Source organism: Microcystis sp. LE18-22.4A (genome assembly GCF_027531105.1).
Classification (GTDB): Bacteria; Cyanobacteriota; Cyanobacteriia; order Cyanobacteriales; family Microcystaceae; genus Microcystis; species Microcystis aeruginosa.
Map to the genome: position 1 here is coordinate 1 of NZ_JAPZRB010000088.1, position 11,224 is coordinate 11,224.

9 protein-coding genes are annotated in these 11,224 nt (G+C 46.3%); 6 read left to right on the forward strand and 3 right to left on the reverse strand.

Annotated features, from left to right (window positions below):
* Positions 1–124: 124 nt before the first annotated feature.
* Positions 125–1,651 (reverse strand): ATP-binding cassette domain-containing protein, encoded by a 1,527-nt coding sequence (locus O9295_RS03975; RefSeq protein WP_288031876.1) that lies wholly within the window; start codon positions 1,649–1,651, stop codon positions 125–127.
* Between the two features lie 2 nt (positions 1,652–1,653).
* Complete coding sequence (locus O9295_RS03980) at positions 1,654–2,931, reverse strand: HlyD family secretion protein (protein WP_288031879.1); 1,278 nt, start codon at positions 2,929–2,931, stop codon at positions 1,654–1,656.
* Positions 2,932–3,516: 585 nt separating this feature from the next.
* Here O9295_RS03980 and pstS point away from each other — a divergent pair.
* The 6 genes from pstS (at position 3,517) to O9295_RS04010 (ending at position 10,253) form a co-directional block, all read left to right on the forward strand.
* Positions 3,517–4,530, forward strand: coding sequence for a phosphate ABC transporter substrate-binding protein PstS (gene pstS / locus O9295_RS03985; protein ID WP_288031882.1), 1,014 nt, complete (start codon positions 3,517–3,519; stop codon positions 4,528–4,530).
* Positions 4,531–4,922: 392 nt separating this feature from the next.
* Entirely contained in the window at positions 4,923–5,897 is a 975-nt protein-coding gene (gene pstC, locus O9295_RS03990) for a phosphate ABC transporter permease subunit PstC (RefSeq protein WP_190719107.1), read from the forward strand.
* 4 nt (positions 5,898–5,901) lie between these two features.
* Complete coding sequence (gene pstA, locus O9295_RS03995) at positions 5,902–6,786, forward strand: phosphate ABC transporter permease PstA (RefSeq protein WP_190719110.1); 885 nt, start codon at positions 5,902–5,904, stop codon at positions 6,784–6,786.
* Positions 6,787–6,797: 11 nt separating this feature from the next.
* On the forward strand, positions 6,798–7,607 hold the full coding sequence (pstB, locus tag O9295_RS04000) for a phosphate ABC transporter ATP-binding protein PstB (RefSeq protein ID WP_288031885.1): 810 nt from the start codon (positions 6,798–6,800) through the stop codon (positions 7,605–7,607).
* A 517-nt stretch (positions 7,608–8,124) separates the two neighbouring features.
* Positions 8,125–8,889 carry a type I methionyl aminopeptidase gene (map, locus tag O9295_RS04005; protein ID WP_002760006.1) on the forward strand — a complete coding sequence of 255 codons (765 nt, stop codon included), beginning with the start codon at positions 8,125–8,127 and terminating at the stop codon, positions 8,887–8,889.
* A 182-nt stretch (positions 8,890–9,071) separates the two neighbouring features.
* Complete coding sequence (locus tag O9295_RS04010) at positions 9,072–10,253, forward strand: aldo/keto reductase (RefSeq protein ID WP_288031887.1); 1,182 nt, start codon at positions 9,072–9,074, stop codon at positions 10,251–10,253.
* A gap of 220 nt (positions 10,254–10,473) precedes the next feature.
* On the opposite strand, the gene cobO is transcribed toward O9295_RS04010, so the two are convergent.
* Positions 10,474–11,079, reverse strand: a complete 606-nt coding sequence (cobO, locus tag O9295_RS04015) for a cob(I)yrinic acid a,c-diamide adenosyltransferase (RefSeq protein ID WP_287078185.1) — start codon at positions 11,077–11,079, stop codon at positions 10,474–10,476.
* Positions 11,080–11,224 lie beyond the last annotated feature (145 nt).

Below are 11,224 nucleotides of genomic sequence, written 5' to 3' on the forward strand. Positions count from 1 at the left end.
GGGGGTCAATTACCTAATTTTCAGGGAAAAAGTCCCTGAATTTACCCCTGATCACTCCCATATCTGGTACTTTTTGAGGGGAAAAAAGTCCAAAAGTCTTATCCAACAAGGTTTTTAGATTTATTCAGCAAGCCCTAATTAAGCGCCAGAATTGTCGTCGCGCTAGGGGATCAACTCCAGAAGTGGGTTCATCGAGAAATAGTATCTCCGGTTCGTGCATGACGGAAGCGCCAAAAGCGACGCGTTGTTTCCATCCTCCTGGCAGTCTTCCGGTTAACATTGTTTCCCGTCCGATTAATCCCACCGTTTCCAAAACCCAAGCGATTTTTTGCTGACGGTAGCGCGGGGGAACCCCATAAACCCCGCAGTAAAATTCCAGATTTTCGACCACAGTGAGATCATCATAAATAGTAAATTTTTGACTCATATAACCGATTTTTTGCCGTAATACGGGATTACGCAGGTCTTGACTGCGCCCAGCTAAGGAAATATCGCCCCCAGAGGCGGAAAGTAGCCCACACAGCATTTTAATCGTGGTGGTTTTTCCCGCACCATTCGCCCCCAATAAGCCGTATATTTCTCCGTAGTCAATGGTTAAAGTAACACCTTTGACGGCGCAAAAATTAGCGAAGCTTTTCCGCAAATCCCTAGCATCGATCGCTATTCCCGTGGTGATGGTCTCGGATTTAAACTTTGGTAAGGGGATAAAAGGGGGATCGGAACCCTGTTGTCGCAAACGGGTGACAAAGACGTTTTCTAGGGTTGCCTCGCTAGGGTGGATAGCGCTGAGATGATCGATCGCATTCTGAATAATTCTGGTTGCTTGCTGGGGATTGCCAGTTAACACATCTAGACGATCACCAAATAACTGCACGTCATTAATATTTTGTCCATCCACCAAAAGAAGTATTTTTTCGGCGGTAGCGGCGATATCGGGCGATCGAATTTCCAGGCGTTGTAAACCGAGACGTTGGCGCAATTGGCTGAGAGTTCCGATCTCGTGAATTTCTCCCTCGTACATCAAAGCGATGCGGTGACAACGTTCCGCTTCATCGAGGTAGGGAGTAGCCACCACAATTGTTATACCTTCGCGGGCTAAAGTGGCTAAAATATCCCAAAATTCTCGCCGAGAGACGGGATCAACTCCAGAAGTGGGTTCATCGAGAAGTAGGATTTGGGGACGAGAAATCAGGGCGCAACAGAGGGCGAGTTTTTGTTTCATGCCCCCGGAAAGTTGGCCCGCCAGGCGATCGCCGATGCCCTTCAGGTTCATTAAAGTTAAATATTTATCCCGGCGCGCTTGCAAATCCCTCTCGGTTACTCGGCGCAAATTGGCCACATAACGCAGGTTTTCATCAATGCTGAGGTCAAGATAGAGGGAAAATTGTTGGGTTAAATAGCCGATAGTTTGACGGACGTGACGGGGCTTTTTTCCCTCTAAATCCACATAACCACCCGATGGGTTCATCACCCCGCCCAGAATGTGAAAGGTGGTGGTTTTTCCCGCTCCATCTGGACCAATTAAGCCAAAAATTTCCCCTGGATAGACTTGGAAATTTATCCCTCTGACGGCGGCAAAATTGCCGTAGTTTTTCTGGAGGTTGACGACTTCAATTAAGGGGGATAAAGAGGTATCGGTGGAGGAAACCATGGTTATTTCAAGTCAATTTTAGCATCGGCGGGCATCCCGGGTTTAGCGTAGGTTTCCGACTGATCGATCGCTAATCTGACACCAAACACTTGCCGGACGCGATCTTTTTGGAAGTAAATATTTTCGGGAGTAAAGGCAGCTTTTAGATCGATCGCACTAACTTTAGCAGCTAAGGGGCGATCAGGATCGGAGTCGAGAAATACCTGTGCTGGTTTGCCCACATAAATTTTGCCGATGTCTCCTTCTGGTATATAGGCGCGCAGATAGATCGATTGGGGATCGATGACGGTGAGTAGGGTTTTCCCACTGGTAACTACGGCCCCCGGTTGCAAGGGACGATCCTGAACGATGCCATTAATGGGACTTTTCACCTGCATGGAGTCGAGACGTTTTTGTAATTGTTGTTGATTAGCGATCGCCGCTTGTAAATTTGCCCGGGCGATGGCTAATCGGGCCTTAGCTTGTTCTTTTTGTTGTTGGTAAGCACTTAACTGATTACTGCGAATGACGGAATTAAGGGCGGTGGAACGGGTTTGGGCTAAATTTCCCTGCGCTGCTCGCAGTTGCTGCCTGGCAGTGTTAACGGCGGCTTTTCGTGCCACGAGAGTAGCTTTAGCGGTGTCTAAGTCTGCTTTGGCCGCGTCGGCATCGGTACGGGTGCGATCGAATTGTTGCTGGCTAACTACTCCTTGCCTAAATAGTTGATCGTAACGTTCTTGATCGGCTAAAGCCAGTTTTAATTGGGCTTCTGCCCTGATTATTGCCGCTGCTGCCTGTTTTACCTCCGCTTTGGCCTGTTCTACTGCCGCTTGACCGGCAGCAACGTTGGCGCTCGCTTGGCTAACTCGTCCGGAGGAGTCTTCTTTTGCCTGCACTAAGTTCGCTGCCGCTTCTTGAATGCGACTTTCGGCCACGCTAATATCTAACAATGCTTGTGCTTCCGCTTGTCGGGCGGCGTGAACAGACGCGATCGCTGCTTGCAGTTGTTGATTAACTTCCTCATCGACGATTACTGCGATCACTTGTCCTGCTTTGACTCGATCGCCCTCCCGGACTAAAATTTGATCTACTCGTCCGCCAGTTTTTGCCCCGATATCAGTTTCGTCTGCTTCAATCCTGCCACTGACATTGAGTACCGTAGCTGGGGGGACCGGGGCAAAATGTCGCCAACCGAGATAACCGGCGGCAATCACAACAGCTAGGGGCAACAGCAACCGCGGGTTGAATTGCCGTTTTTCCGGGGCTACCGGCAAGTTAGGAACGGGGTGCGATCGAGCCATTACCTTTATCTCTCAAATTTGGCCAAGGTTGATAGTTCGATCTTAAACGATCACTAGGGGCGCAATTTTTGAGAACTTATAAGTAGTCGTGGACAATTAATTTCCTAGTTGAGACAGGAGACCTTTCAGTTATCAGTAAACAGTGATCAGTGAATTGAAAACTCACATCTGATAACTGGTAACTGATCAATGAAACTGATTCAAGGCTTACGGCTGACAGCTAACAGCTTAGAACTGTAATTAATTTTGCTTAGGTAGTAAAATTAACTAGCAAAATACCAATTTCCATAGTATTTGAGATGCGCTTATCCCATTCTAATCTGTAATGATGGGATCAATTAGTTTTTCTTAGGATCGGCTTAAACCTCGTCTATTTTCCCTAGAAAATCTTGCCGATAAAATTACTAACTAACTACTTTTCTAATCAAGGTTTAAGGTTAAGAGTAATTAAAGTAAGCTTAACCCAATCTTAACCAAAAAAAACTAAAATATTTCTAGATTTAAAAGTAATATTTGTGCCTTAAACTATATTTTGAAGAAAGTTCAACTTTCCCAATTGTGCAGGATTCTTCAACCAGAAAACTTATGATATTCTCAACTGCTACCCTAACTCGTGTGTGTGCTGTCTCCTTCGCCACGGCAGCGGCCCTAGCAGGGACGATGGGAGAAGCTTTCGCCCAAACCCTGAACGGTGCAGGAGCCTCCTTTCCCGCGCCCCTATACCAGCGTTATTTTGCCGACTATAAAAACGCCACTGGTGTCACCGTTAACTATAATTCCGTCGGTAGCGGTGCTGGTATTCGGCAATTTATCGCCGGAACCGTCGATTTTGGGGCTTCCGATGCCGCTCCTTCCTCCTCGGAAAAAAGCCAGATGAAAAACGGTTTACTGCTGGTTCCCACCGCCGGAGGAGCCGTCGCCGTAGTTTATAATCTGCCCGGGGTAAATAACCTGCAAATTTCTCGGGCTAACCTGGGCAAAATCTTCAGTGGTGAGATCACCAACTGGAAACAAGTAGATCCGAAACTGCCCGACCGACCGATTAAAGTAGTGGTTAGGGCTGATGGTAGCGGTACTACCGAGATTTTTACTTCCCACCTGAGCGCTATTAGTCCTTCTTTCAAAAGTAAAGTGGGAACCAGCAAAGAACCTAACTGGGGTTTTACCGTTCTCAAGGGACCGAAAAATGATGGTGTGGCAGCCCTGGTTAAACAAACAGAAGGCTCGATCGGTTACGTTCAAGATACCTTTGCCCGCAAAAACGAAGGGGCAACCATGAGAACCGCCAGAATTCAAAATAAAGCCGGTCAATTTGTCGAACCCAGTCTCGCTCAAGCTAACAAGGCGATGGAAGGGATCAAATTTAACGCCGATTTTACCGCTAATGTAGATGATCCGAGCAATGGCTATCCGATCGTCGGGATTACTTGGTTATTAGTACCGAAAGACTATGCTGATAACAAAAAAGCGGCGGAAATTAAAAGACTGTTGACTTGGATTCTCACCACCGGTCAAAGAATCAACAATCAATTGGAATTTACCCGGATTCCTCAATCGGTGACTGAAAAAGTTTTAGCCGAAGTTAACAAAATTAAATAAATAGGGTTTGCTGAATAAATGTGAAATGTAGGCAAGGTAAGGGTTTTGTGGCTTTACGAGCGAAACAGGTGCAAATTTTGAGAGAATCGTCGTTCAAAACCTTGCGTCTTCATCGGCCCGCGTCCTGTAGGGGCGAAGCATTCGGGCAATAACCTATCGGTGAAACCGGAGATTTTCTAACCGAATGCTTCGCCCGTACTTTTTGCCGCAAACCCTAAATACTTTTGTATTAGTTTGGGATTGATTGTCACCACTTTCCAGTAAGATGGAAAAAGTTACCGGTTCAGTCCATAACTAATAACTGCAAGTATTTCTTTTCTCTGGGCTGAACATTGTTCAGCCCCTACAGTTGCGTTTTCAACAACTGATAACTGGTAATTGCTGTCTACCTTATGGCCAATTTTTCTGAACCCGTCGAGTCTTTTGATCTCTCGGCAGCCAATCTTAACGAAAACCCCGGCACTGCCGGTTTATTTGATCGCATTTTTACAATCCTAGTCTGGATTTGTGCCGCCTCCGGTTTAATTTTTCTGCTCTGGATGGCCTGGATTGTTTTTCAGGATGCGCGACCGGCGATCAATGAATTCGGTCTGGGATTTCTCTGGGGAACCACTTGGGATGTTAACGTCCTCAAATTTGGTGGTTTACCCTTTATTTTCGGTTCTGTTGTTTCCTCGATTCTGGCTCTTTTATTAGCCATTCCCCTCAGTGTCGCCGTTGCTTTAAGCACTAGCGAGAATTATTTGCCGGCAAGTGTCCGTTATCCCATCGGTTTTCTAGTGGAATTAATTGCCTCGATTCCCAGTGTAATTATTGGTTTATGGGGGATTTTCGTGCTAATTCCCGTGCTTAAACCCTTGCAAGAATGGTTATTTCAAAATCTTGCTTGGTTCCCCTTGTTTAATACCCAACCTTTGGGACCAAGTATGCTGATCGCCGGTGTGATCCTGGCCATCATGATTGTGCCGACCATTTCCGCTATCAGTCGCGATGTCTTGCTTACCGTCCCCCCCGAATTACGCAGCGCCTCCATGGCCCTAGGTGCCACTCGTTGGGAAACCATCTGGCGCGTGCTGTTGCCGGCGGCCAGTTCTGGCATTATCGGGGCGATTATCCTCGGTTTAGGGCGTGCTTTAGGGGAAACCATGGCGGTGGCCATGGTAATCGGTAACTCCTCGATTATTACTCCCTCCCTCTTGGCCCCCGGTTACACTATTCCCGCTGTACTAGCTAATACCTTCCCAGAAGCTTTTGAAAAAGTCCATATCGGAGCCTTGATGTATCTAGCTTTGATTCTATTTTTTATTACCTTAGCCGTCAATAGTGTAGCGGCTTTATTAGTACAATTTATCAACCGCAATCGTTAATTTTATGACTCAAGGAGCTTTTCCCGAAGAAGATTTACAGCAACCCCTGTCACCCTGGCGACATTTTTTTACCAACGGTCTCACGGGTTTAGCGATCGCTCTTAGTGCCATCGCTATTCTGCCTTTATTCGCCATCCTCTTTCAAATTGTCAAAGAAGGTTTACCCGGATTCAATTGGCAAGTTTTCACCTCTTTACCCGCCCCAGTTGGCTCTGATCCCAGTGTTCCCAACGGTTTTGCCAATGCGATCGTCGGGACTTTAACCATGGTCGGTTTAGCATCCCTGGGCAGCATACCTCTGGGGATTCTCACCGGGGTTTTTCTCTCGGAATTCGCTCGGGGTTCCAAAATTGGTGGTATTCTACGCTTTGCGATCGTGGTGTTGAGTAGTACCCCTTCCGTTATTGTCGGGGTGTTTTCCTTCGGGGTTTTGGTGTTAACTACCAAACAATTTTCCGCCGTAGCGGGGGCCTTTGCTTTAGGGGTGATCATGTTGCCCATCGTCGCTTTAACCACGGAAGAGTCCCTAAAACTAATACCTATGTCCTACCGTCTCGGTTCCTCCGCTTTGGGGGGTTCCCGTTTCGATACGGTATTTCGCATTGTCCTACCAGCAGCGATCGCACCGATTATGACCGGGATATTATTAGCGGTGGCCCGGGCCGCTGGAGAAACCGCTCCCTTAATGTTTACGGCTTTATTTAGTCAATTTTGGCAAGAAAGTCTTTGGTCGCCCACACCGGCTTTAACGGTGTTGATTTATAACTACGCTAGTTCCCCCTTTCCTGAACAAAATTCCTTGGCTTGGACAGCTTCTTTAGTCCTAATTATCTTAGTTTTAATTACTAGCCTTCTCTCCCGTTTTGTCACTCGTAAACGCTCAAATTAAGCATTTTTCTGATGATCGATTCCTCTCTCATGAACAATCCTACTTCTCTAGCTAATTCGGCGATCGAAGTCGAAAATCTTAGCTTTTTCTACGGTAGCAAAAAAGCCCTGGAAGGGGTTTCTTTACAAATCCCGCAAAGGCAAGTAACCGCCATGATCGGCCCCTCTGGTTGTGGTAAATCTACTCTCTTAAAAGCCCTCAATCGCATCGGGGAATTAGAGGGGCAAGTGACAGTTAAGGGCAAAGTTAGGTTTTTTGGCCAGGATATCTACGCCCCCAAAGTTAACCTTCATACCTTACGGCGACAGGTGGGTATGGTGTTTCAGCGCCCTAACCCTTTTCCCGCTAGTATTTACGATAATATTGCCTACGGTATTAGAATTTATCGTTCCGCTAGTCGCAGTGAATTAGATGGGATTGTGGAATCAGCTTTAAAAGGAGCTGCTCTTTGGAATGAAGTTAAAGATCTGTTGAAGAAATCCGCTTTAGGATTATCGGGAGGACAACAACAAAGATTGTGTATTGCTCGCGCTTTGGCGGTAAAACCAAAAGTATTATTAATGGATGAACCTTGTTCCGCTTTAGACCCCCTTTCTACCCTCAAAGTCGAGGAATTAATCCATGAATTGAAGCAACAATACACGATCGTCATTGTCACCCATAATATGCAACAGGCCTCTAGGGTATCCGATCGCACGGCCTTTTTTAATACCGATGAAAGCCGCGTCGGTCATTTGGTGGAATGTGATGCCACCCAGAAAATTTTCACCGATGCAGTTAATCAACAAACTCGCGATTATGTAGCCGGTAGATTCGGTTAATTTGTCTTGTCAGGAGATAGGAGACAGTTATCAGTTATCAGTTATCAGTTATCAGTTATCAGTTATCAGTTATGGTTCTTCGGTTTGTGCTATGCAATGTCCTTTTCTATAAGGGATGAAACCCTTATAGAAAAGGACATTGATGCGATTTTTGTCAATTGTTTTCGATCTAGAACGAACTAATCAATAGAACTCTTGCCAGATAAGGATTTAGTCGATTTATGCCACCCTATTGAACCATACCAAGTAACGAAGAACCTCAGTTATCAGTAGTCAGGAGACAGGAGACAGGAGATTATTTTTATTTATTCTCCCCATTTCGCCCCGCAACGCGCACGAAGTGGTCTCCCCACTTCCCCACTTCCCCACACCCTACACCCCACACCCTACACCCCACACCCCACACCCTACTTCCCCACTTCCCACTCCCATAACCCAACCCCCTAAACAATAACGCTGCCCGATTTTGCTAGGATAAGAAATGTAACAAGAATCTTTCTCAACAGTCGGATAATTCATGGGCAACGATACCATCACCTTACTCTCTCCCCGGGAAATTGAAAAAATGCGCCGAGCCGGACGATTAGCGGCTAAACTGTTAGACCATCTGGCCGATATGGTTAAACCGGGGGTAAGTACCCTAGAAATCAATGACGAGGCAGAACGTTGGACTCGCGCCCATGGAGCCAAAAGTGCGCCCCTAGGATACCATGGTTTTCCTAAGTCCATCTGTACTAGCATTAACGAGGTTATCTGTCACGGCATCCCCAGCGCCGATCAAATCCTCAAAGACGGCGATATTATTAACATCGATGTCACCCCGATTTTAGAAGGTTATCACGGCGATACGTCGCAGACTTTCTTTGTCGGTACTCCCTCCCCCCTGGCCAAAAAGTTAGTGGAAGTTACCAGAGAATGTCTGCAAAGAGGCATAGATGCAGTGCAGCCGGGGGGTAAAATCGGCGATATCGGGGCGGCTATCCAAGAATATGCCGAAGGACAAGGATTTTCGGTGGTTAGAGATTTTGTCGGTCATGGTATCAGTAATGTTTTTCACACCGGTCCGCAGGTTCCCCACTACGGCACTCGTGGCAAGGGCAAAAAAATTCGCCCCGGCATGGTATTCACCATTGAACCAATGATTAATGAGGGAACCTGGCAACATATTGTCTTAAAAGACGGTTGGACTGCTATTACTAAAGATGGTAAACTTTCGGCCCAATTTGAACACACCATCGCCGTCACCGAAACCGGTGTCGAAATTCTCACTTTATCCGATTAAATTTAGGGAACGGGGAACAGGGGATAGGGAATGGGGGAATGGGAGAATGGGGAAATAGGGAAGTTTCAACTAATACCCCAAAACCCTAAAACCCTAAAACCCCATCACCCCTCTCCCTTCTCCCCCCGCAACGCGCACGAAGTGGTCTCCTCACTTCCCACTGATAACTGATAACTGAATATATGCAGTATCGTCGTTTCGGTCGCACTAATCTACAAATGCCGGTTTTTTCCTGTGGGGGAATGCGCTATCAATTTCAGTGGCAGGATGTGCCGATGTCGCAAATTCCCGACGAGAATCAAGGCAATTTAGAGGCAATCATCAATAAATCTCTAGAAGTGGGGATTAATCACATCGAAACCGCTAGGGGTTACGGCACTTCGGAGATGCAATTGGGCAAAATTTTGCCGCAACTACCGAGGGATGAGATTATCGTGCAGACGAAAGTTTCTCCTAGTCAAGATGTGCGGGAATTTCGCCGTAAATTTGAGCAATCCCTGCAATTTTTACGGTTAGATTATGTGGATTTGTTGGGTATCCATGGCATCAACACCGAGGAAATTCTCGATGACACTATGGCCGAGGGCGGTTGTTGGCAAGAGGCGAAAAAATTACAGCAACTGGGAAAAGTTCGTTTTATCGGTTTCTCGACCCATGCACCAACTGATGTAATTGTCAAGACTATTGCAACAAATTGTTACGATTACCTCAATCTGCACTGGTACTATATTTTTCAGAATAACTGGCTGGCCATAGAAGCGGCAAAACAGCACGATATGGGGGTTTTTATCATTAGTCCCGCCGATAAGGGCGGCCATCTCTACAATCCTCCCCCTAAGCTCGTGGCTCTCTGTTTTCCTCTCAGTCCGATGGTTTTTAATAATCTATTCTGTCTCAGTCATCCGACCGTCCATACCCTGAGTATCGGTGCTGCGCGAGCCAGAGATTTTGATGAACACCTGAAAACTTTACCCTTACTCGATCGAGCCGAGGAGATTTTACCGCCAATTATCGAGAGATTGCAAGGGGAAATGATCAACTGTTTAGGCGATAATTGGGTGAAAACTTGGTCTGTGGGTTTACCTAGCTGGGAAAATACCCCCAATCACATCAATATTCGTTCTATCCTCTGGTTACGCAATCTCGCTATCGCCTACGATATGCTCGACTTTGCGAGGGCCAGATACAATCTCTTGGGGAATGGGGGTCATTGGTTCCCCGGTCAACAGGCAAAAGAGGTGGAAAAACTCGATTTAACTGCCTGTTTAGCCGCTAGTCCCCACGCTGATAAAATTCCCTATCTTCTCGCCGAAACTCATCGATTATTGTCGGGAGAGACGGTACAACGCTTAAGCAGTAGTTAATTAGGGCTTGCTGAATAAATCTAAAAACCTTGTTGGATAAGGCTTTTAGACTTTTTTTCCCTCAAAAAGTGCCGACCATTGGAGGGATCGGGGGTAAAATTCAGATACTTTTTCCCTGAAAATTAGGTAACTGACTACCTCAAAATCGGTAAAACCCTACACCCCACACCCCACACCCCACACCCTGCCCCCACGAAAAACTTTTTGCCGCAAACCCTAATTAAAATTCGATGCCGGGTTGCGCTTTCACTCCCTGTTGACGAAAGGGATGTTTAATTAACTTCATTTCCGTGACTAAATCCGCTATCTCGATTAATTCGGGTAAAGCTCCTCTACCAGTGAGAATAACGTGGCAATTAGCGGGTTTTCGGGCTAAACCAGCGATAACTTCCTGAATATCCAGATAACCGAATTTAAGGGCGATATTGATCTCATCGAGTAAAATTAATTGATATTGGGGATTTTCGAGAAAAGTTAGGGCTTTTTGCCATGCTTCTTCGGCTTTCTCTATATCTCTTTCTCTATCTTGGGTTTCCCAGGTGAAACCTTCCCCCATAGCATAAAACTCGATTTGTTCCCCCCAAACACTAAAAATCTTTTGTTCGGCAGGTTCCCAAGCACCTTTGATGAATTGTACCACCGCCACTTTGTAACCATGACCGAGGGAACGTAAAACCATACCGAGGGCTGCCGTGGTTTTTCCCTTGCCATCGCCGGTATTAACGATAATTAAACCTTTTTCAGCGATTTTTTCGGCTAAACGTTCCTCTTGGATGACCTTGCGGCGCTGCATTTTTTCTTTGTATTGTTCGGGAGTGAGTTGCATTCAAGTCTGTCCAGTCAAATCAAGATAATTGTAACTCAAGGGGTTATTGATGGCCGTTTGCAGATTTTAACCGGCTAAATTGTCTGGGGATTGATGCCTAATTCTCGTAATTTTGCCGCTAATCTTTCCTTAGCTTGTCGTTCTT

Bases quoted from the DNA above. Each gene is read 5' to 3' on its own strand.
- O9295_RS03975 (WP_288031876.1), bottom strand. From the start codon at position 1,651: ATGGTTTCCTCCACCGATACCTCTTTATCCCCCTTAATTGAAGTCGTC.
- O9295_RS03980 (WP_288031879.1), bottom strand. From the start codon at position 2,931: ATGGCTCGATCGCACCCCGTTCCTAACTTGCCGGTAGCCCCGGAAAAA.
- pstS (WP_288031882.1), top strand. From the start codon at position 3,517: ATGATATTCTCAACTGCTACCCTAACTCGTGTGTGTGCTGTCTCCTTC.
- pstC (WP_190719107.1), top strand. From the start codon at position 4,923: ATGGCCAATTTTTCTGAACCCGTCGAGTCTTTTGATCTCTCGGCAGCC.
- pstA (WP_190719110.1), top strand. From the start codon at position 5,902: ATGACTCAAGGAGCTTTTCCCGAAGAAGATTTACAGCAACCCCTGTCA.
- pstB (WP_288031885.1), top strand. From the start codon at position 6,798: ATGATCGATTCCTCTCTCATGAACAATCCTACTTCTCTAGCTAATTCG.
- map (WP_002760006.1), top strand. From the start codon at position 8,125: ATGGGCAACGATACCATCACCTTACTCTCTCCCCGGGAAATTGAAAAA.
- O9295_RS04010 (WP_288031887.1), top strand. From the start codon at position 9,072: ATGCAGTATCGTCGTTTCGGTCGCACTAATCTACAAATGCCGGTTTTT.
- cobO (WP_287078185.1), bottom strand. From the start codon at position 11,079: ATGCAACTCACTCCCGAACAATACAAAGAAAAAATGCAGCGCCGCAAG.